Source organism: Acidithiobacillus sp. (assembly GCF_023255755.1).
Classification (GTDB): Bacteria; Pseudomonadota; Gammaproteobacteria; order Acidithiobacillales; family Acidithiobacillaceae; genus Acidithiobacillus.
In genome coordinates this window covers 11,508-31,665 of the sequence record NZ_JAGDVS010000178.1, presented here as the reverse complement: position 1 = coordinate 31,665, position 20,158 = coordinate 11,508, and the positions used below count along the sequence as shown (strand labels likewise).

Here is a 20,158-nt window from a genome sequence, read left to right as displayed (position 1 = left end):
GGGCGTGATACAGGGCGGCGGCCAGGGCCAGGGCCGCCAGGGCATTGAGCCCGTGCGCGCGGAAGATCAGGGCGAGGCCGAAAGCCACCATGATCAGGCCCATATTTTCCATGGAGGAATAGGCCAGTAGGCGCTTCATGTCGGTCTGGACGGCGGCGAAAAGCACACCAAAGAGGGCCGTCGCCAGGCCCACTACCAAGACAAAGGGACCCCACCACAGGGCCAGCTTGCCGAAGAAGAGAAAGTCCACCCGTAACATGCCATAGAAGGCCATCTGCAGCATCGCCCCGCTCATCAGCGCGGAGACCGGGGCGGGGGCGGCGGGATGGGCATCCGGCAACCAGATATGCAGGGGGAGCAGACCCGCCTTGGCACTGAAACCGAAAAAGGTCAGGAGAAAGGCTGCCGATGCCCAGAACGGGTTGAGGGGGGCGTGCAGCATGGCGCTGAATGGCCCGCCCTGGGCTATGGTCGCCCCGGCGAGGATGACGAAGCCCAGCAAAATGCTCAGTGCCCCCAAATGGGCGATGAGCAGATAGAGGAAACCGGCGTGTCGGCTGCCGACTTCTTCATGCTCCGTCACCACCAGGAAATACGAGGCCAGTGCCATGATTTCCCAGGCGACCAGAAAGGTGAAGGCGTTGGCCGCCAGCAGAACGAGCCCCATACCCAGCAGAAAACTGTGGTACTGGAGCATTAAACGGCGCAAGTCGGGTCCCGGTAAGGAGCGGAAATAGCCAGTAGCAAACAGTGCTACCGCGAAGGCCAGCAGTCCCAGCAGGATCAGGAAAAATCCCGAGAGGGGATCGATCTGGAAAGACCAGGGCAGAGCGGGGAGGGGGCCGTGCAGTTGCAGGTGGTCCGGAGTGGCCGTCAGCGCGGTGAATCCGGCAATGGTCAGCAGCAGGGCGACCACGCTGCTTGCGGGAAACACCAGTCGACAGGCAAGGGCTGGCCAGCCGCCCAGCAGAAAACCCAATAGCCCCAGACCCAGCCAGAGCAGTAATGCCCCAGTGGCCAGATCCAAGGGCAGGCAGGAGATCACTGGGCTACCACCACCAGCAGGGTCGTTGCGGAGTGGCTGCGGTTGTGCCAGTTGTGGGGCAAACGTGGATTATAGTAAATGGCGTCGCCTTCCCCCAGTTCCGTGGTCACCCCGGATTGCTCAAAAGCGGCTGTCCCGTGGATGACAATGGTGAACTCTTCTCCCTCGGCACTGGTATAGGGATGCTCCCCGCATTCTCCGCCTGGTTCGAGTACCATCAGCAGCGGTTGCATTTTTTTTTGCGGCAGGCCGCGGGCCAGCGGCTCCAGTGAAGCGTGGGAACCGGCACTGTAAAACTTGCGCCGGTCACCGCTGCGCATGATCAATGGCAAACCCGCCGTTTCTCCATCATCGAAAATCGCGACGATGGGGATCTGCAGCGCCGCGCAGATTTTTTCCAGCGTGGCGATGGAGGGGGAGTTCTGCCCGGCCTCGATCTGCGAGAGGGCGCTGGGTGAAATCTCGGCACGTGCCGCCAGTCCGCGCACGGACCAGCCTTTATCCTCGCGAAGTTGCCGAATTTTTTTGCAGACCTGTTCCATGGGCGGAGAGTGTACGTTAAAACACGCGCCATGCAATCTATTTTGGACGATAGTGATGAGCACTTCGTCAAAAAGACGCGGCGATGGCATCCTGTAGACGGCTAAATCTAATTCGCTCCTGTTCCAGTCGTAATCCGGGACGGAGGCGGTTGTCGCGGAGGATGTCGTAGAGGACGCGTTCGCTTTCGGCCAGGTGAGGCAGATCCTGTACGGTGGGCTTGTCTTCCTCTCCCCAGAAATCCTGATGCGTCATCAGGGTTTCTTCATCCATGAGCAAGGTCTGCACCTGCGGAAAGTACTTGCGCAAATGGTCGAGGATGGCGAAGCCGTGGGTGTCGATGTCTCCCCAATAATGGATAGCGCAGCGCGCAAGCCAGCGGGCCTGGGACAGTGCGTCCCAGCCGTAACCCGCGCCAAAAATGACGATGGCGTCGGAGACGCGGGGGAAGGCGAGGAAGTTGGTCTCATTTTCGGTGATGAAGACCCTGCGGACCGGCAGATCCAGTGTCGCAAAGTTGGCGGCGTCCAGGGTGATGTCGGGACAGAACGTGCCGGGGAGCAGCGTTATCCCGGCATCCAGCAGCCGAAAGCGGATGCGCGGCGCTTTATCGAGAAAGCCGTAGCGGGAGGTAAACTGGCTGATACCCCGATGCCCAGGGGCGATGGCCTCTGCGGGCAGGAGTGCATCGCAGAGTTCGGACAGCACCGCGCGGTGCCCTTCGATAAACTTGCTGTGGATACCGGGAATATCCACTTGGCGCAGGTAGATACCGGGGCGGGGATGGTCCGCCATCCAGTCCAGCACCGCCAGTAGTTGCGGCCAGACGGTAGTGTAGTCCAACGCCTGCAACGGTTTTCGGTGTAGCCAATCCAGCAGTGCAGGGTGCCGGAATGCCGTCGATGCCCATATTGTCCGAAAACGCCTGGCATCATGCTGCTTGCTGATCAGCGCGAGGGCATCTTCTGCGGTATCCACCCAGAGGGAGGCGGGCAGCCGTTGTGCGCCAAACACCCGGTGCTGAGTCTCGCGCCACTCGATGCGGATCTTCGGGATGGCGGTCAGGGCGCAGATCCAGTCACGGACGGCGGCGAATTGTTCGGTCAGCTCTGCTGAATTCGGGCATTTAAAGGTCAGCCGCAAGGGGAAAAATGCGGCATCGTCGGTCAGCGCCCGCAGCAACTCCCCGCGCTCCCAGAGCCGCTGAAGCTGCTTGCGGACGTTCGCCGCAGAGGTCCAGTTCACGGGGCGAAGTCTGCCTTGTGCGCACGGTATTCCGCGATAGGTAGATTACGCAATTTGGAGTCCTTGCCACCTTCGTTGTGAACGAAGCCGACGTGGGCGACGAAGGGTTCGATAATGTGGATTTTCTGTAGCGGCGTGACAATAAGTAGTTGCAGGTTCAGTTGCTGGAAGAGACGCAGACCGTACTGCGCCGACTCGTCGGAGCCGCGACCAAAGGCCTCGTCAATGACCACGAAGCGGAAAGAGCGGGAGCGCACCGCGCCCCATTCCAGACCGAATTGATAGGCAAGACTGGCGGCGAGAATGGTATAGGCCAGTTTTTCCTTCTGCCCGCCGGACTTGCCGCCGGAGTCGGTGTAGTGCTCGTGTTCGCTGTCATCCTCACGCCAGCGCTCGCTGGCGGCGAAGAGGAACCAGTTGCGCACGTCAGTGACTTTGTTGGTCCAACGGTGATCCTGATCGGACAAGCCTTCGCGGCCCCGGAAGCGATCAATGATACTTTTGACCTGCAAAAACTTACTTTCGGAATACTGGGCATCTTCGGAGCCAGTTAATGCCCCTTCGGTGCATCGGCGCAGTTCCGTCTGGAAGTCGCGGGTCTCGGCATCGGGGCTGGGCTGGGATTCCAGCACGATATAGCGGCTGGGGTTGTAATCGATCTGCGCCAGGGACTCGTTGATCCGGGTGATGCGTTCCTTGATGGTTTCGCGTTCGCGGGCGAGTTGCGCGTTGAAATTGGCGATCTCGTTGATGGCGTTGACGTTGAGCAGATCTTTGAAGCGGGCCTCAAAGCGCGGCAAATCGTCACTGTTCAGGGTGTCGAGCAGATTCTGATATTCAAAGGCAGCGGCCAAGCTGGCATCGTAATCCTCGGTTTCCAGTTTGTAGGCGTCCTTGAAGGCGGACATGGCCTTGATGATTTTCTCGGCCAGCCCGGTGATTTTTTTGTTTTCATTGTCCATCTTGTTCTGCAGCCATTGGCGCAGTTCCTGTTCGCGACCCTCGCAGGATTCCACAGTGAGATGGTGTTCACCCGACGCTTCGCAGCGTAAGGGCTCCAGTTTTTGTGACAAAAGCGGGTCAGCCGGGGTTTCCTTCAGTTGTTTCTGGGTTTCCTCCCGCAGTTTTCCGGTATCGCTCCGGCGCTGTTCCAGCTTGGAACGCTTATCTTTGGCCGCTTCCAGTTGGTTCTCGGTGCCGCTGAGGTTCTGGGATGCATCCTGTAACTGTATGTTCAGAGACTTGAGGATGTCCGACGCCGATTCCAGCGCCTGCCGTTCGTCTTCCAGGCGGGCAATTTCCGTGGCGATGGCAGCGCAGTCCAGTTCTTCGTAGTCGTTGAACTCCTCCAGCCGGGCGAGGGTCTGCAGTCGCTCCTCCAGCGCCTTGCGTGCCGACTGGATGGCGCCCAGGCGGCTGCGCGTTTCACTGAGAGAGGTTTCGAGCTGGCGTTGGGTAGTTTCCAGCGCGGCAATTTTAGCGGCGTTGCTCCAGCCCAGTACATAGCGGCTGCGGTCATCGATGGGGTGGCGGTCATCCTTTTCGTGCCGTCCGCCGGGGTCTTTGATCTGGCCGGCGTGGGTGATGGCGCGGCTCTCCCGGCGGAACTGCTCCGGGGTGCTGCAACAGGCTACGTCAAAGCGACGCGCCATTTCCCGCTGCAGCCAGCCGTAGAAAGGGGAATCGGGTTTGACAGAGAGTTTGCGGAGCAGGGAATCCGGGTGCAGTTCGGGCATTTCGCCCTGTTTGTGCGGTCGCACATGGAAATAGACCAGTCGCCCGCGCAATTGATTGCTGTCTGCCCAGGCCGCCACGTCGGCGTAGCGGGCATCCGGCACCAGCAAGGAAAGCCCGAAGTCGTGCAGCAAACGCTCCGCAGCACCTTCCCAGGCACCATCCTCGGGACGCACCTGAAGGAGTTCACCGGTAAAGGGCATCTCTTCTTCGTCCACGCCCAGCGCTGCACAGAGGGCACTGCGAATCTGGATTTGCCGGGTGTCGATGTTACTGCGGCGTTGCTTCAGGCTGGCGATTTCCGCGCTTCGGGCTTCATACTCCTCCCGTCCTTTGCGAAAGGTGAAATCCTCTTCCCGCTCCTGATTCTCCAGGCCAGTCGCCTGTTCCCGCAGGCGATCGCTGAGTTCGTCCAGTTGGCTGTGTTGTTCCTGAAAGGCCGCAGCATGCGCGGCTGGCGTCTCGGCCATCTTCTGGACGAGTTCGGCGTAACGGTCCGCCTTGTGCCGACGGCGGTCACGCTCCTGCCCAGCGCGTTGAATTTCCATGCGCAACTGCTCCAGCCGATTGCCGCCGTTCTGGGCGATGGCCTGGCGGATGGCATCGACGGCCATGCGCTGTTCGCTGCGGCGCTGATCCAGCCGTTGCACCTGCGTATCCAGGCGACTCCAGTCTTCGTGGATACTGATGAGGCGTTTATCCAGCAGGGCCAGTTTCAATCCGGCAAAGTGGGCGCGCAGGCCTTCGCGGCACTGACGCAAGTCATCGACTTTGTCTTGTAGCGTCCGGTGCTGGGCGCAGTCGGCCACCAGCGGCGTCAGCAGTTGCACTTGGCGCTTGGCCTTGAGCACGGCGGCATGGGCACGGCTCAGGTCGTCGAAATGGGTAATGAGGGCACCGATGCGCGGGACGACATCGAAGGGTTCCAGCATGTGATTGCGCACGAAGTCGGTGAGATTGCCCACGGACTTCATGGAGACGGTTTGGTGGAAGAGTTCCAGGGCTTGATCGTTTTCAATGCCGAAGCGACGGCGGAACCAGGCGCTGTACTTGGGAAAACCGTCTTCGATGTCGACGCCACCGTCGCGCAGGCGCTTGCGCAACTGGCCAATGTCGGTGCCAAATCCGGAAAAATCCCGGGTGATGGAGAGATCGCTTTCGGCCATGGCAAAGAAGCGGGCGGGCTGGCCCTGGGCATCCTTCATCCAGAAGATTTGCGCCAGGGTCACAGTGGATCCATAACCCGCATTATGGAAGACTCCGAGAATCACCGAGTAGCTGTTCTGACCGCGCAGAGCCACGGGTTTGGCCGCTCCCGTCACTTCATTACGCTCCGATTTGTAATGCCCGAGTACATAAGAGCGCAGGCTGCGCTCCTTGCTGTCGGCACCGGCGGCCTTGTTGTAGGCGATGCGCTGGGCCGGGACCAGCAGGGTGGTGATGGCATCTACTAGGGTGGACTTGCCGGAGCCAATGTCGCCGGTCAGCAGCCCGTTCTGGCCGTCCAGAGTGAGGGTCCAGACGCGCTGATCGAAGGTGCCCCAGTTGAACACTTCCAGCCGGTGCAGGCGAAAACCCGAGAGGGTATCGTCGCCGAGAAAATCCAGTTCCAGCGCTTGTGCTTCAATCATTGGCAGTGTCCTCTGCGCGGCCTTCCACGCCGCTGCATTGTGCGTGATAGTCTGCGAGTCTCTGGTCAAAATCCGCCAGCCATTGCGCGTCGACAAAGGCCTTGAGGATACGCCGTACTTCAAAGCTGGTCGGACCGCTGCTGGTCTTCAAGCGGCGCAGAAAACCCAGATCGACAATTTTGTTGATGTGATTCTCGATCTGATCGACGATCCGTGTCTCGTTGCTGCTGTCGGGCAGAAACACACGCAGCAGTTCGACGATTTCCTCGCGACTTAGCACCAGACGGGTGTCGTCACCGCCGACATCGAATTCCGCCAGCTTTTTGCGCAGCAGGGCGAGCAGCAGGCTCACCGGAAAAGACAGGGGCCGGCGGGCAATCAGGCGGGACGGGGGTGTCACGCCCGGGTCGGAGGATTCCGGACGGCTTTTCAGAAAGGCGTAGCCTTCCGCTTCGTCGATGACCAGTTCCAGGCCCAGCACTGAGACATGGTCCCGTAACCGCGGATGCAGGTTCAGCAGGTCGCTCCACAAGTGCTCATCGCCCTCCCGGTAGATCACCCCTTTGAGAAGCGGAATGACGAGTGCGGAAAGGTTTGCGGTTTCTTCTTCCATCCTTACCTCAGAAAAATGAGGCGCGGCAACTGTGCCGTTTTCTCGACGATAACATCATTCCGGTTGCGGGCGGCCCAACGGATATGCTCGGGTGTGTCCTCATCCACCGCCGTTTTAAAGGTCTCGCTGCCGAGTTGCAGGTAGACCACCAGCTCCGCCAGTCCCTGGCGCAAGGGCTGGGATTCGGTCAGTTCACGCAGAGTAATCTGTGCGCGATCTTGCAAGGCGTGACGGATATGGCCCGTCAGTTGGGCCGTATCCACGAAAACCTGCTGGTAGAGCGCCACGGCATCGACATCGTCTTCCCCTGCTTGCAGGGTGAGTTCCGCAATCAGGGGCTTGAGGGTGGGGGTGTGTAGCGGTCTTTCCATGGGCAGTTCAATGCGGGCGCTCAGCTCCGCCATTTTCGTAACGTCGCCTGTCGGCGGCTCATCGCGCAGGGCCAGCGCCTTGGCTTCGATGCCGTGCAGGATATCCATGATGCGCCGATTTTCAAGCCACGCCTTATCGTCCAGAAAACGCCGTAGTTGCTGGGAGAGTTGCGCCACGGTGCGCTGGGTATGTTCACCGGCCTCCAGCCAGTCGTAATGCACCCGCCGCATCCGGGCATCGGGCTTGAGCTCTGCCATCGGCTTCAGCCCCAGCACCTGGTCGAGCATCTCCGTCAGTTCTTCCTGCCGCCGACTGGACATAAGGAAGTCCCAGAAGGCACGAAAGCTGCGTCCCTGATCGGAATCGGCGATGGCATCGCGTTCTCCCATGATCTCCTCCAGCAATGCCCCTTTGGCGCCTTCCCAGAGGGCGACACGCTCGCGTACCCGCCGGTCCAGCAAGCGGAAGTTATGCTCCACTTCGCGGAAGTCGCCCAACAGTTCTCGCGCCAGTTGCGTAAATTGCTGAAAGCGGTCCTTGAGAGCGGTATCATCCAGCAGCGTAATGTCACCAGCCAGCACCCGCGCCATTTCCACGTCGATCTCGTCGCGCCGCTTCTGCAACTCGGCCATGCGGATGGCCGGATCGCTCTCGCTGCCCTCGCTCATCTGTTTAAGTAGGTCAAAGAGGGTGAGCAGGCGCGACTCCGTCCCAACAAATTGCCGTGCCGTGAGACTGTCCAGCCAGGTGATGGCTTTTTCCGTGGCCGGGGTCAGGTCGAACTGAGGCTCGTCGCTGCCCTGGGCGTAGAATTTGCGGAGCCAGGCCTTTTCTGGACTTGCCCAATCGTTGAGATAGTCGATGGCGTCTTTGGGGAAAGCCTCCGGCCGCAACCGCTGGCGCAGGGCATAGAGTTCATCTTCCAGTGCCCCGGCCAGATCGGCGGCGGAAATGATGCGTACATTGGGCAGCACGAAGACCCGATGCAGAAAACTTGCGATCAGCGGCGCATGGTCCGAGCGTAGCAAGCGCCACGCCGGATGGTAGTTGCGCAGGGCATCGAGAGTGGTGAAGTCCATGGTCTTCAGCCTTTCCCGAATGTTCCGCTACACGTTGAACAAAAAGTTCAGCACATCCCCATCCTGCACCACATATTCCTTCCCTTCCGCACGCATCTTGCCCGCTTCCTTGGCCCCGTGTTCGCCCTTGTACTGAATGAAATCGTCATAAGCGATGGTCTGGGCGCGGATGAAACCGCGTTCAAAATCACTGTGAATGACCCCCGCCGCCTGTGGCGCCGTGGCGCCCACCGGGATGGTCCAGGCGCGGACCTCTTTGACGCCGGCAGTGAAGTAGGTCTGCAGACCCAGTAAACGGTAAGCCGCACGGATGATGCGGTTGAGGCCGGGCTCCTCCAGCCCCAAGTCCTGCAAGAAAGCGCTTTGCTCCTCCGGTTCCAGTTCTGCCAGCTCTGATTCTATGGCGGCGCAGACAGGCACCACACTCGCATGCCGTTCGGCCGCCCAGGCTTCCAGGGGTGCACGCCAGGGGCCACCCTGCAGCTCGTCCTCAGCGACATTGGCAATAACCATGAGGGGCTTCATGGTCAGTAGACAGAGGCTGTGCAGATGCTCTTGCTCCTCGCTGTTCAGGTTCAGGCTGGCGGCCGGCTTGCCTTCATTGAGGTGGGGCAGGAGGCGGGTCATGGCGGCGACTTCGGCCACCGCGTCTTTGTTGCCTCCCTTGGCTTGCCGCGCCACCCGCGCCTGGGCCTTCTCCACGGTGCTGAGATCGGCCAGAATCAGCTCCGTCAGCACCACCTCCAGATCCGCCACCGGGTCTACATGGCCACTCACATGGACCACGTTGGGGTCCTCAAAGCAGCGGGTGACCAAGGCAATGGCGTCTGTCTCACGGATATGGGCGAGAAACTGGTTGCCCAGACCCTCACCCTGCGCTGCACCGGCCACCAGCCCGGCGATGTCCACGAACTCCATGGTGGCGTGCTGTACCTTCTGTGGTTTGACGATCTCTGACAGGGCCTCGAGACGGGGATCCGGCACGGCAACCAGGCCGACGTTCGGCTCAATCGTGCAGAAGGGATAGTTCTCCGCCGCGATACCCGCCCTGGTGATGGCGTTGAAAAGGGTGGATTTGCCGACATTGGGTAAGCCGACGATGCCGCAGGCCAAAGCCATAAGAAACTCCTAATCGCTATGCAGCGTTTTCTGTGCCGCATCCGTGCGGCCGCTGAGAAAATCGGGAAGTACGCCGAGACTGCGTTCAATCGCCTCGTCAATCAGGGTCTTATCTGCTGCCGTCGGAGCGCCAAGCACATAACCGATGACCGCATCTTTGTGCCCTGGATGGCCGATACCGATGCGCAGCCGCCAGTAATCGCGGGTGCCCAGGGCACGGTCGAGATCGCGTAAGCCGTTGTGCCCGCCATGACCACCACCGCGTTTCAGCCGTGCCGTACCTGGGGGTAGGTCCAGCTCATCATGAATCACCAGAATCCGTTCTACGGGCACTTTATAAAAGGCGGCCATAGCCTGTACCGGGCCACCGCTGCGGTTCATGAAATCCTGAGGCATACACAGCCCCAGTTCCAGTCCGGAAGCTCGTGCCGTAGTGGCCAGGCAATGCCAGCGCTTCTCCATACGCAAAGACGCCCCGACCCGATCCGCAAGGGTTTGGAGCGTCCAAAAACCGGCATTATGGCGGGTCCGGGCGTATTCCGCGCCAGGGTTACCCAGGCCCGCCAATAACCAGTCCATAAGGACTCAAGCGGTAGTTTCCGGGGCTTCTTCCGCCTCGGCACCGGTACGCGGATTGTGGATGGAGACGACTTCCTTGTCGTCCTCATGCAGCAAAGGCACCAGCGTCACGCCGGCGGGCACGCTGATCTGCGACAGATGCAGGCTATCACCAATGTGCAGCCCGGCAATATCTACCTGGAGGGCTTCCGGCAGGCGATCCACTGGCGCCTCCACTTCTACCTCCACCAGGGCGCGATGCAGCACACCACCGGCCTTGAGTCCGGCGCAGGTATCCTCGTTGAGGAAGTGGACCGGGATATGCAGGTGTACTCGCTCACCGGCATGAACGCGCAAAAAGTCCATGTGCAGCACTTCTTCCTTGTAGGGGTGCATCTGCAAGTCGCGAATCAGTGCCGTCTCATTGCCGTGGGGAAACTGCAGGGTGATGACGTGGGTGTATGCGCGCTCGTCGGGCAGCAATTTGCGCAGCAGGCGGGCTTCAATACTGAGACCTATCGCGGCCTTGCCATCACCATAAAGCACGGCGGGCACCATGCCGATACGGCGCAGGCGACGGCTGGCACGACGGCCGTTATCTTCACGCGGCTGGGCCGCAATCGTAAAATCTGTCATTTTCTGGACTCCTTATGGTATTGCGGATTGAGCGGGGCGAGGGTTGACAGAACCTTTCTCCCCAATGGCAAGGGGCGCATCATAATGCGCTGCGGCTTTTTCAGCAACCATTTCCGGAGTTTTTTCATCGGGCTGTAAATAGGCTTTGATCACCGCACGGGCCACCGGCAGGGCTTGCCAAGCGTTATGCCCGCCATATTCCACCACTACGGCGACAGCGATTTTGGGGTGATGTATCGGTGCCCAGCCAATAAAAAGGGAGTCGTTGTTATAGACAGTGCGACCATTTTTGTATCCCACCGGGACTTGTGCGGTGCCAGTCTTCCCGGCAATGGTGATGCCGGGAATGCTGATCGAATGGCAGGTTCCGCTGGCGACACAGGCTTCCATGCCTTTATGCACCGCATGCATGGCGTCCGCCGGGATGTGGAGACTAATGGGCGATGCATTGGGGATGGGCTCTGCCATGCCGCTATCCGGGTTGATGAAGGCTTTGGCCACCTGAGGCTGGACCAGATAGCCGCCGTTGGCGAGCGCGGAGACTGCCCGCGCCAATTGCAGGGGAGTCTCCAGCAGATATCCCTGACCGATCCCGAGAATGATGGAGTCCCCCGTGTACCAGGGGGCATGCAGATGCGCACGCTTCCAGGCGGGGCTGGGCACCAGGCCGCTGGCTCCGCCCGGCAGATCGATGGGTGGCTTGCTGCCGAAGCCAAATCGCCACAGGGTTTTGTCCTGTAGGGCGATACCCATCTTCACCGCGAGTTTGTAGTAGAAAACATCTACCGACCAGGTCAGTGCCTTGGTCAGACCGGTGTTGCCGAATCCTCCCCGGTTCCAGTCCCAGTAGGTGTGGCCGCCGAGCTGATAATTACCCGCACAGAAGGTATGGTAATCCGGCGCAATGACGCCTTCCTGTATCGCCTCTATGGAATAAAAGGGCTTGGCGCAGGAACCCGGCGGGTAGAGGCCATTGTCGGCGCGATTCATCAATGGGCGCCCCGGATTGTCCAGGAGACTCTGCCAGTGGGCCGTGCTGATACCGTCCACGAACCAGTTGGCATTGAAGCTGGGACTGGTCACCATGGCCAGTATGGCGCCATTGTTCGGATTCATGGCAACGACCGCGCCGCGATACCCCTTACCCTGCAGGGCCAGTGCCCCGGCCTGCTGCACCCGCACCCGCAGGTGGGTGAGCAGATTGTCTCCGGGGTGCGCGGGGATATCGCGCAGGTTGCCCACCTGTAGGCCGCGGGCGTTGATATCCTTGATCTGATAACCCATGGTGCCGCGTAGCTGGCGTTCGTAATAGCGCTCCAGACCATTCTTGCCAATATAGTTGCGACCAACATAGTCACTGGCGTGAAAATCCTTCAGATCGGTGGCAGTAATAGGGCCGACATAGCCGACGACGTGGGAGAACAGTGCGTCGTAGGGATAATGGCGATGGAGCATGGCGACGACACGCACTCCGGGCAGATCCAGCGCGCGCACGGCGATAGCGGCGATCTGTGTCGACGTCAGATCGGCCTTGAGGACCACCGGATCGAAATCCGGTTTTCCCAGACGCCGGTCCTGAAATTGGCGCATATCGTCTGCACTCAGCCCGAGCATTTGCTGTAGACGCTGCAACGTCTGCCGCAAATGGGGCGTCTGGTCAGGGGTGATTTCCACGGCATATATGGGCTGGTTTTCCGCCAGCACCTCACCATGATCAGCAAGCACAAGGCCGCGGGGCGGGGCGACGGGAACGAGAGCCGCATGATTATCATAAGCCAGTGTACGGAACTTGGAAAAATGCAGCACCTCCAGGTCCATGACGCGCAGTATGACGACCAGAATCGCCAGCAGCATCAGGCCAGTCGCTACACCAAGCCGGAAGCGGAAGCCGCGGTTACGTTTGTTAGGATCAGAAAGAGGCATAATCGGGAACAACCTGATTCAGTTTGCAAATGGCTGGGGCGCTTCGTACACTCGGAGGCAAAATCCTTGGTGAGATGGGGTGGCGCAGTGTTGGAGTCCCGTTTTGAATCGCTGTTCGCAGAGCTGGAAGGCATTATAACGGATTATCGCGGCTTGCGTCGTCATCTGGAAGGAGACGGGCGTGACAAGCGTTCCCTGCAGGTTCTGCAAAAACAAATCCAGATGCTTGACGCCGAGAATATCTTGCTGCGGGAACGTCAGGAGGCGGTATGTCTGCGGCTCAGTGAGCTGCTCACGCAGGTGGGCCATTGGGAAAACGAAGGATAGAACCATACAGATGGAGAAAACCGTGCCTGAAGCAACTCGCAGTCCCACCACCAATCACGTCAACATCACTTTGCTGGGGCAAAGTTATCAGGTGCCCTGTCTGCCCGAAGAACAGGCACTGCTTCTGGAGGCGGTGGCACTGTTGAATCAACAGCTCGAAGCCGCCCGTGCACGGGGGCGAATGATCAGTAAGGAGCGCACCGCACTGATGGTGGCGGTCAACCTGGCTGCAGATCTGCAGCGCACCCGCCAGGAAGTGCGAGTGCGCGATGATCAACTCAATCTGCTGGAAGATCGCCTGCGCCGGCTGGTTGACATGGGTAAGGGGGCGGAGTAGCTTGGACATTGCCTCCTGCGGGGCGCGAGTGGTCGAGATGATTCCTGAACCAACATTGTCTATCCAGGGGATCCCCAGTCATCACCGTGGTGTGCAGCTCCTTCGTGGAGTAGCCTAAAGCGGTGTGTGGATTCCCACCTGTACACCAGGTTCATGGGGTAGCGGGCCGCACGACCCACGCGGGAGGTTTTTTTGTTTCAAGGGCTGGATGAGGTACCAGCAAAAAGCCAATTACGTCGACGGCTGCGCCAGCAGCGACGCGACCTGTCACCCGAGGCACTGCAGTGCGCCGCCATAGCGCTTTCTAATCACCTCGTGCGTCTCAACCACTTTCAGCGGGCCCGGCATATCGGACTCTACTGGCCCATGCAGGGCGAAATCAGCCCCTTGCCGCTCATGCAGCACCCGATCGCGGTCAACAAGCATTTTTATCTGCCGGTACTCGCCGGTCAGTTTGCACGTGGCCTCCGTTTTGCGCCTTTTAACCCGCATGCGGCCATGCGCAACAATCGCTTTCGTATCCCGGAACCACAGGTGTCTCCCAGTCATCAGCGTTCCGTACATGAACTGGATCTGCTGATCCTGCCACTGGTTGCCTTTGACGCGGAAGGTTACCGTCTGGGGATGGGCGGCGGTTTCTATGATCGCAGCCTGGCACATTTGCCGCATCGCCGCAGTTGGCGGCGTCCGCGGTTGATTGGGGTGGGGCATGCCTTTCAGGAAGTGCCGCGTGTGCCCAGAGAGCCTTGGGATATCCCTCTGGGTATTGTCTGTACGGAAATGGGTTGCTACAGAATCAGATCATGATGGTACGGAAGCTCAACGACTTTCCGCCGTTGTCCCCTCTAACCAGGCACGGCGACGTGCAAGGACGACCTCATCCACATCCTCCAGCGATTCCAGCCAGACCGTATCCTGTGGAGGCGAGGCGGGGGTCAGTTGAGTTTCCATAAGAATATCATCGCGGAAGAACTGAACACGTAACGCCGCGCCTGCGGGAGCCGCATCCAGTTGTGCCGGTAATTGTTCCGCTGTAGTCCGGACGCCATCAATGGCGATGAGAATGTCGTCCGGCGACAACCCTGCCTGCTCTGCAGGACCGCCACTCTGCACATGGCGCAACTGAGCACCCAGCGCGTGCGGACGCCAGTGCGCACCCAGCCAGACCGGCGGGGTTTTTTCGCAGGCCTGGCCGCCTTCATCCTGCGGGCCGTTGGCGGCGCGCAGGTGCAGCGCAATGCCCATTTCCGCCAACAGCGCGCGCAACGGCAGGTCGGTCTTCTCGGTAATCCAAGCCTCCAAACGCGCGGCGAGCGCTGATCCGGCGAGCGCCTCGACCAGATTGATGCATTGGCCTTCCGGCAGCGGTTTAGCGATGCGGCCGTAGTCTTGCCACAGCCGGGCGAGCAAGGTGTCGAGACTCCGGGTGTCTTCACTCTCGATACGCAAACTGAGGTCCAGACAGAGGGCCATCAGGGCGCCCTTGTTATAATAACTGATCTCAAAGTTGGCGCTGTTGACGTGGGGATGATAGAGCTTGATCCAGGCATCTTCACTGGATTCCACCAGACTTTGCAGGAAACGTCCGGGGCGGCGCAGCAAGCGGGTCAGCTCCTTCCCGACCCCGCGCAGATATTGCTCGGGTGTGGTCAGGCCGGCGCGGCGCAGGCAGAGATCATCATAGTAAGAGGTGATACCCTCAAAGACCCAGAGGTCGCGGGTGGGCGCCTCGCGGTCCAGGGTACTGGCGCTGAGCACAGCGGGACGAATGGCCTGCACCAGCCAGCTATGGAAATACTCGTGACTGGCCAGACCCAGGAAGCGCTGATAATGGTCTTCGTTGCGGCAACTCAGGTCATCCCGGGCGCAGAGGAGGGCGCTGGAAGCGCGATGCTCCAATCCCCCATAGCCATCAGCACTGGTCATGCACAGAAAGTGGTACTCGGCAAAGGCGGCATCGCCCCAGAAACGCTGTTGCCAGTCACAGATGCGCGTCAGGTCGGAACCCAGCCGTTGCAGGTCTGCCTGATGGATTCCCTGAATGAGCAGGTGATGGGGCCGCTCTCCTGCCAAAAAGTCCAGCAGAGTGAGCGTGCCCATGAGCAGCGGATGATCAATGAGGGCGCGATACTCAGAGGCAACAAAGCTGCCCCAGCCCCAGGTTGCGCCGCTTTGCCGGGGGAGGGCTGTGGCCACCTGCCAGTCTTCCGGACCTTCCAGGAGGACTGCGTGCGCTTGGTCTTCCTGTCCCAGGACCCGCAAGTAGATGGCCGGGCCGTTGAAAAAGCCCCCCTGATCATCCAGATATGCCGTGCGTACTGAGCGGTCGAAAGCGTACACGGCATAATGGACGATGACCGGGCCATGCCCTGCAGCGAGACGCCAGCGGTCCTTACCGGTTTTGTGCAGGGCGACATCCTGCCCATTACGCTCTGCGCGGATTTGGGTCACATGGCGGGCGAGGTCGCGGATAGTATAGCTGCCGGGCACCCATGCGGGCAGGGCGAGGATCTGTCCTTCCGGATCCGGTTCGGAAATACTCAGAGATACCTGAAAAAGGTGTGCTCGTGGTTCGGCGCTGATCTGGTAACTCAGTGGGACAGAACTCAAGGCAGCACTCCTAACGCCAGGCGGCGGCAAGGGTGCGAAAAGCCGGGTGCGCCGCGTCGCCCAGCCACTCATAAAATACCGACTCAGCGACGGCGACTGTAACTCCCGCCTGCCGCAGCCGCTCCAAAGCGGGTTGCTGATGTTCGGCGTCACGGCTGGCGCAGGCATCGGCCACCACCACCGGTTGCCAGCCCCCTGCCTGCAGGTCCAGGGCGGTTTGCAGCACACAGATGTGGAGCTCTATACCGGTCAGGATGACCTGAGGTCGCCCGTCCTGTGCCTCCAGCCATTGGCGACTGTTGCTGCTGCGAAGGCAGGAAAAGGCGGTCTTTTCCAGGACATCGGCAGCATGGACGCGGATATCCTCACGGACTGGTCCCAGACCCTGCGGATATTGGGCGGTGGCAAGGGCGGGCAGCCCGAGGGCTGTGGCCGCCTCCAGCAGTTGGGTGATGTTGCGCAGCAGCAGCGCCCGTCGCACGGGGGAAAGGGTGCCGAGCAGGCGATCCTGCAGATCAACGGCGAGGATAACGCTCTGCGCGGCCTCGATACGCATGATCACTCAGAATACGAAGCCGACAGGCAGCGGCTTGTGACGCAGAGGCGGAACCTCTGTCTCGAAGAGTTCCGAGCTTTCAAAGATGCCCGGCTGGGAGTGGAAAATGCGCCGCACCCGCATGGCCGGGCCGGTGCCGAGAATGGCGATCAATCGTCCGCCGACCGCCAGTTGCTCTTTGAATGCATCCGGCAGCATCGGCAAGGAGCCGGTGATGCAGATGGCATCATAGGGGGCATTGCTTACCCAGCCGTTAGAGCCGTCACCAATGTGCAAGTGGGCATTTTGAACGCCTTGCACCCGCAAATGGCTTTCCGCCGTTCGGGAGAGGTCGGCGCGATCCTCGACACTATGTACGACCCCCGCAAGTTGTGCCATCAGGGCCGTCAGGTAGCCGCTTCCGGTACCGATCTCCAGGACCCGATCCGGTTCATGCAGATCCAGCTCCTGCAAGACCCGCGCCTCCATCTTCGGCGTCCACATGATCTCGCCATGCCCCAAAGGTAAATTAAAATCAGCAAAAGCCAAATGCCGATATGGGGTCGGCACGAAAAACTCACGTTTCACCTGCGCAACAGTCCCCAGCACACGGGGGTCGAGCACATCCCAAGTGCGGATCTGGGTGTCAATCATGGTACGGCGGAGGATGTCAAAGTCCATAGAGAATCAGGGTTCCAGTGGTTTTCCGCCATTTAGGCATGGGTCTTGTGGCAAGTCAATCCGTGCGCTCATTTGCGCGCGTGTCAGATGGTGATTGGCTTGGCGTCCGTCCTGTGCTCCAATAGTCGCTGATATTGCAAAGGAGTTCTCCTTGGAAAGCCGTGCACACGCGCTGGTAGCACTCGTCTTTTTGGCCATTCTGGGGGTCGGAGTGGCGGTAGTCGGCTTGTGGATGCATCGTAGTGAGCGGCCGGGTATCGCCTTCGACGTGATTTCCTCCTACAGCGTTGCGGGCCTCACCCTTCAGGCGCCGGTGCGCTTCAAAGGTGTGCGGGTGGGAGACGTGACCGCGATTGGCCTGGATCCGACGAATCCGCGCATGATCAGGGTGCGGATCATGGTCGATAAGGCGACGCCCATTACCCGCGCGACCTTCGCCGAACTGGCGCCGCAAGGGGTGACCGGGCTGAGTTATTTGTCCCTGACCGATCACGGCACCGACTTCACACCTTTGCCGAGGGTGTCCGGTCGACCCGCCGAAATCCCTATGCGTCCCAGCTTTTTTGAGGTGCTGTCCCGTAATGGCGAATCGCTGGTGAATCGGAGCAACGAGTTGGCTGACCGCCTGAACTCACTTTTAACTGACGAGAACCGCACACATTTTGCGCAGGCGCTTACCCACATGGACCAGGCCACAAACCAGTTGGTACGGATGGAGACGGCATTATTGCCGACCATTAAAGCCCTGCCTGCCATGGTCGCTGCCACCCGGTCCACCATGGTGGCGAGCCATCTGCTCATTGCCCATCTTGATGCGCTGACCGTGGCGGCGCAAGTGCCGCTGGCGGATACGGCGGAAGCCGCCAAGTCACTGCGTGGACTCAGTGTTGCTGGAGAACGGGCGGCGAACACCCTCAATTACGACACGTTGCCGCGGGTGAATCGCCTCACCCAAAGCCTGATGGCCAGCAGCGCGGCGCTAGCGGATCTCAGCCATTCGCTGAAGCGCTCCCCGCAATCATTGCTCTACGGCGATCGTGGCCCGCCGCCGGGACCGGGTGAGTCGGGCTTTTCCGCAGGAGGAAACTGAGCGCATGCAACACCCTCTTTCTAAATATTCACCCGCGGGGAAACGCATGGTGCTGGCAGGCATGGTTCTGCTCGCCGCTGGTTGTGCCAGCAGCGCCCCGTGGCAGGCACCTTATGATATTACGCCGTCGCATCCCGCCCCTCTGGCCAGCACCAAAGGCACCACGACGGCGCTGCCCGTGCTGCGCTTGGCTCGCGTTAGCGCCGCGCATTGGCTGAAAACGGATGCCTACCAGTATCATTTGCTCTATCAGGAGCCACAGCGCCTGCTGGCCTACCGGGACGCCCGCTGGGTCGGCACTCCGCCGCAGATGATTGCCAGCCGCTTGCAACATCAATTGGAAGACTCCGGCCAGTGGCGGGCGGTTTTGGTGGGGCAGTCCAGCGGTACCGCGACCTGGCTATTGCAGGTCCGACTGACGGACTTCGTGGTGAATTTCAGCGGGCCGGAGGCGGGCAAGGCACTGGTCGCCGGTACCGCGACGCTGGTGAATACTGCTGATTATCAGGTGGCTGCCCAGCACCGTTTTCGTTTCACCGAGACGCTTTCCAGTGCGAGTGCGCAGGGTGGTGCCGTGGCCATGGCCGGGGCAAGTGAACGTTTTGTCATGGCGGTGAGTGGCTGGGCCGCGCAGATGGCAGGCACCGGGAAGCCTGCGCCCCAGCCTTAGGATTTTACCAATTCAGTCCTCCTGGTGCTTGACCACCAGCACCGGACAGCTGGCGTAATGGACAACGTCATTGGCGACAGAACCCAGCAGCAACCGGCCAATGGCGCCGTGCCCATGACTGCCCACTACCAGCATGTCCACTGCATGGGCCTTGCCGAAGGCAATCACCGCCTTCCCGATATTCTCCCCACTCTCCTCCAGTTCTACCCGCGGGGTGATTCCGCCTTCGGCCACGGCCTGGCGCAGCTTTTCCATCTCGGCCTGGGCCAGGTGGAGCAGCTTTTCGCGCAGATCCAAGGTCGGCGGCAGAATTTCTTCCGGCATCTGCAGATTGAGCATTTGCGGGTTGAAAATGTGGAGCAAGGTGAGGCTGGCACCGTGCAATTGGGCTTCTTGCGCCGCCATCCGGGCGGTGTACAGGGCCATCGGCGAAAAATCGACGGCCACCAAAATATGCTTTACGGGGATCTTTACGGGTGATTTATCCACGGGGATACTCCTTGCGCAGGTAGTCCATGAGTTGCGTTTCGTCGAGCAGGACGTTTTCGGTGGCGCGTCGCGCCCGATATTCCCAAACGCCCTGCGCCAGCACTTTGTCACTGACCACAATGCGATGGGGCAGACCGATCAGATCCATGGTGGCAAACTGCACCCCCGGACGCTCATCGCGGTCGTCGAGTAGTACGCTGTAGCCCAGCGCCTCCAGGCGATCATGCAGGGCTTGAGCGGCGGCGGCCACTTCTGGCGACTTGCGCGCATTGATGGCGACGATACCGAGTTCAAAGGGCGCCAGGGCCACTGGCCAGGTGATGCCACGATCATCAAAATGCTGCTCCACCGCTGCCGCCACCACCCGCGACACACCGATACCGTAGCAACCCATGGTCACTGTGGCGTCGCGGCCTGTCTCGTCCAGCACGGTAATACCCATACTCTTGCTGTAGAGTTCCCCGAGTTGAAAGACATGCCCCACCTCGATGCCGCGACGGATACTTAAAGTGCCTGTGGCACAATGGGGGCAGTCATCCCCAGCGCGGACATTGCGCAGATCGGCCGCTTCCGGGCGCGGCAAATCCCGGTCCCAGTTCAGGTTGATCCAGTGCAGTTCCGCCGCATTGGCGCCGGTGCTGAAATTGGCCACGCCAAGGGCGCGGTGATCCGCCATAATGGGGATAGGCAGCGGCAGGTCCTTGGGGCCGATAAAGCCCAAGGGTGCGCACGTGGCCGATACCGCTTCCTCCGGGCTGGCCAGTTGCACGTTCTGCGCGTCCAGGGCATGCCCGGCCTTGATCAGATTCAACTCGTCATCGCCGCGCAACAACAACATGACCATCTTACCGTCGGCGATCACCAACACGGTCTTGACAATGTTGGCGGCGCTGATACCAAGATGTTCCGCCTGCTCCGCCACCG

Annotated in this window: 20 protein-coding genes and 1 other RNA gene; 6 read left to right on the top strand and 15 right to left on the bottom strand. The window is 60.3% G+C overall.

Annotation, left to right across the window (positions count from 1 at the left end; all coding sequences use genetic code 11):
* The 10 genes from Q0C48_RS12460 to mrdA form a co-directional block, all read right to left on the bottom strand.
* A partial coding sequence (locus Q0C48_RS12460; protein ID WP_291524842.1) for a proton-conducting transporter membrane subunit occupies nt 1-1,045 on the bottom strand: 1,045 nt, incomplete at its 3' end.
* Nucleotides 1,042-1,587 (bottom strand): XRE family transcriptional regulator, encoded by a 546-nt coding sequence (locus Q0C48_RS12455; RefSeq protein ID WP_291524840.1) that lies wholly within the window; start codon nt 1,585-1,587, stop codon nt 1,042-1,044. The genes Q0C48_RS12455 and Q0C48_RS12460, both read right to left, overlap by 4 nt.
* A 67-nt stretch (nt 1,588-1,654) precedes the next feature.
* Nucleotides 1,655-2,830 (bottom strand): DUF3322 domain-containing protein, encoded by a 1,176-nt coding sequence (locus tag Q0C48_RS12450; protein WP_291524838.1) that lies wholly within the window; start codon nt 2,828-2,830, stop codon nt 1,655-1,657.
* Nucleotides 2,827-6,195 (bottom strand): ATP-binding protein, encoded by a 3,369-nt coding sequence (locus Q0C48_RS12445; RefSeq protein WP_291524836.1) that lies wholly within the window; start codon nt 6,193-6,195, stop codon nt 2,827-2,829. The genes Q0C48_RS12450 and Q0C48_RS12445 overlap by 4 nt, the downstream gene beginning before the upstream one ends.
* Nucleotides 6,188-6,808 carry a DUF4194 domain-containing protein gene (locus Q0C48_RS12440; RefSeq protein WP_291524834.1) on the bottom strand — a complete coding sequence of 207 codons (621 nt, stop codon included), beginning with the start codon at nt 6,806-6,808 and terminating at the stop codon, nt 6,188-6,190. Before Q0C48_RS12440 ends, Q0C48_RS12445 begins: the two co-directional genes overlap by 8 nt.
* Before the next feature lie 2 nt (nt 6,809-6,810).
* Entirely contained in the window at nt 6,811-8,259 is a 1,449-nt protein-coding gene (locus Q0C48_RS12435; protein ID WP_291524832.1) for a DUF3375 domain-containing protein, read from the bottom strand.
* Between the two features lie 27 nt (nt 8,260-8,286).
* On the bottom strand, nt 8,287-9,378 hold the full coding sequence (ychF, locus tag Q0C48_RS12430) for a redox-regulated ATPase YchF (protein WP_291524830.1): 1,092 nt from the start codon (nt 9,376-9,378) through the stop codon (nt 8,287-8,289).
* A gap of 9 nt (nt 9,379-9,387) precedes the next feature.
* Nucleotides 9,388-9,957, bottom strand: coding sequence for an aminoacyl-tRNA hydrolase (pth, locus tag Q0C48_RS12425; RefSeq protein WP_291524828.1), 570 nt, complete (start codon nt 9,955-9,957; stop codon nt 9,388-9,390).
* Nucleotides 9,958-9,963: 6 nt separating this feature from the next.
* Nucleotides 9,964-10,572 carry a 50S ribosomal protein L25/general stress protein Ctc gene (locus tag Q0C48_RS12420; protein WP_291524826.1) on the bottom strand — a complete coding sequence of 203 codons (609 nt, stop codon included), beginning with the start codon at nt 10,570-10,572 and terminating at the stop codon, nt 9,964-9,966.
* Nucleotides 10,573-10,584: 12 nt separating this feature from the next.
* Nucleotides 10,585-12,495: a penicillin-binding protein 2 gene (gene mrdA / locus Q0C48_RS12415; RefSeq protein WP_291524824.1), complete on the bottom strand. Its 1,911-nt coding sequence runs from the start codon at nt 12,493-12,495 to the stop codon at nt 10,585-10,587.
* A gap of 87 nt (nt 12,496-12,582) precedes the next feature.
* Between mrdA and Q0C48_RS12410 the strand changes: the two genes are divergently transcribed.
* The 4 genes from Q0C48_RS12410 to Q0C48_RS12395 all read left to right on the top strand — a co-directional run bounded on the left by Q0C48_RS12410 (nt 12,583) and on the right by Q0C48_RS12395 (nt 13,966).
* The gene (locus Q0C48_RS12410) at nt 12,583-12,822 is read left to right on the top strand and encodes a hypothetical protein (RefSeq protein WP_291524822.1); all 240 of its coding nucleotides are present in this window, start codon (nt 12,583-12,585) and stop codon (nt 12,820-12,822) included.
* Nucleotides 12,823-12,844: 22 nt separating this feature from the next.
* Nucleotides 12,845-13,159 (top strand): cell division protein ZapA, encoded by a 315-nt coding sequence (locus Q0C48_RS12405; RefSeq protein WP_291524820.1) that lies wholly within the window; start codon nt 12,845-12,847, stop codon nt 13,157-13,159.
* Between the two features lie 9 nt (nt 13,160-13,168).
* Nucleotides 13,169-13,349: non-coding RNA, 6S RNA (gene ssrS, locus Q0C48_RS12400), on the top strand.
* 2 nt (nt 13,350-13,351) lie between these two features.
* The gene (locus tag Q0C48_RS12395; protein WP_291524818.1) at nt 13,352-13,966 is read left to right on the top strand and encodes a 5-formyltetrahydrofolate cyclo-ligase; all 615 of its coding nucleotides are present in this window, start codon (nt 13,352-13,354) and stop codon (nt 13,964-13,966) included.
* A gap of 12 nt (nt 13,967-13,978) precedes the next feature.
* On the opposite strand, the gene Q0C48_RS12390 is transcribed toward Q0C48_RS12395, so the two are convergent.
* From Q0C48_RS12390 to Q0C48_RS12380, 3 genes are read right to left on the bottom strand one after another with little or no spacing between them, the layout of a single operon-like run.
* Nucleotides 13,979-15,769: a PDZ domain-containing protein gene (locus Q0C48_RS12390; protein ID WP_291524816.1), complete on the bottom strand. Its 1,791-nt coding sequence runs from the start codon at nt 15,767-15,769 to the stop codon at nt 13,979-13,981.
* Between the two features lie 10 nt (nt 15,770-15,779).
* Nucleotides 15,780-16,325 (bottom strand): isochorismatase family protein, encoded by a 546-nt coding sequence (locus Q0C48_RS12385; protein WP_291524814.1) that lies wholly within the window; start codon nt 16,323-16,325, stop codon nt 15,780-15,782.
* 6 nt (nt 16,326-16,331) lie between these two features.
* Nucleotides 16,332-16,985, bottom strand: a complete 654-nt coding sequence (locus Q0C48_RS12380) for a protein-L-isoaspartate O-methyltransferase (protein WP_291524813.1) — start codon at nt 16,983-16,985, stop codon at nt 16,332-16,334.
* 151 nt (nt 16,986-17,136) lie between these two features.
* Here Q0C48_RS12380 and Q0C48_RS12375 point away from each other — a divergent pair, with 151 nt between their 5' ends.
* Together Q0C48_RS12375 and Q0C48_RS12370 are read left to right on the top strand one after the other, a co-directional pair.
* Entirely contained in the window at nt 17,137-18,075 is a 939-nt protein-coding gene (locus tag Q0C48_RS12375; RefSeq protein WP_291524811.1) for an MlaD family protein, read from the top strand.
* Between the two features lie 4 nt (nt 18,076-18,079).
* Nucleotides 18,080-18,745 (top strand): ABC-type transport auxiliary lipoprotein family protein, encoded by a 666-nt coding sequence (locus Q0C48_RS12370; protein ID WP_291524809.1) that lies wholly within the window; start codon nt 18,080-18,082, stop codon nt 18,743-18,745.
* 12 nt (nt 18,746-18,757) lie between these two features.
* Here Q0C48_RS12370 and Q0C48_RS12365 read toward each other — a convergent pair whose 3' ends face one another.
* On the bottom strand, nt 18,758-19,234 hold the full coding sequence (locus tag Q0C48_RS12365) for a universal stress protein (RefSeq protein ID WP_291524807.1): 477 nt from the start codon (nt 19,232-19,234) through the stop codon (nt 18,758-18,760).
* On the bottom strand, nt 19,227-20,158 hold a 932-nt coding region (locus tag Q0C48_RS12360; RefSeq protein ID WP_291524805.1), incomplete at its 5' end, for a YbaK/EbsC family protein. The genes Q0C48_RS12360 and Q0C48_RS12365, both read right to left, overlap by 8 nt.

What these genes read in the sequence shown, in the direction of transcription:
- Q0C48_RS12440 (WP_291524834.1), bottom strand. Translation starts at nt 6,808, where the DNA reads ATGGAAGAAGAAACCGCAAACCTTTCCGCACTCGTCATTCCGCTTCTC.
- Q0C48_RS12370 (WP_291524809.1), top strand. Translation starts at nt 18,080, where the DNA reads ATGCAACACCCTCTTTCTAAATATTCACCCGCGGGGAAACGCATGGTG.
- mrdA (WP_291524824.1), bottom strand. Translation starts at nt 12,495, where the DNA reads ATGCCTCTTTCTGATCCTAACAAACGTAACCGCGGCTTCCGCTTCCGG.
- Q0C48_RS12435 (WP_291524832.1), bottom strand. Translation starts at nt 8,259, where the DNA reads ATGGACTTCACCACTCTCGATGCCCTGCGCAACTACCATCCGGCGTGG.
- Q0C48_RS12420 (WP_291524826.1), bottom strand. Translation starts at nt 10,572, where the DNA reads ATGACAGATTTTACGATTGCGGCCCAGCCGCGTGAAGATAACGGCCGT.
- Q0C48_RS12385 (WP_291524814.1), bottom strand. Translation starts at nt 16,325, where the DNA reads ATGCGTATCGAGGCCGCGCAGAGCGTTATCCTCGCCGTTGATCTGCAG.
- ychF (WP_291524830.1), bottom strand. Translation starts at nt 9,378, where the DNA reads ATGGCTTTGGCCTGCGGCATCGTCGGCTTACCCAATGTCGGCAAATCC.
- pth (WP_291524828.1), bottom strand. Translation starts at nt 9,957, where the DNA reads ATGGACTGGTTATTGGCGGGCCTGGGTAACCCTGGCGCGGAATACGCC.
- Q0C48_RS12380 (WP_291524813.1), bottom strand. Translation starts at nt 16,985, where the DNA reads ATGGACTTTGACATCCTCCGCCGTACCATGATTGACACCCAGATCCGC.
- Q0C48_RS12445 (WP_291524836.1), bottom strand. Translation starts at nt 6,195, where the DNA reads ATGATTGAAGCACAAGCGCTGGAACTGGATTTTCTCGGCGACGATACC.
- Q0C48_RS12455 (WP_291524840.1), bottom strand. Translation starts at nt 1,587, where the DNA reads ATGGAACAGGTCTGCAAAAAAATTCGGCAACTTCGCGAGGATAAAGGC.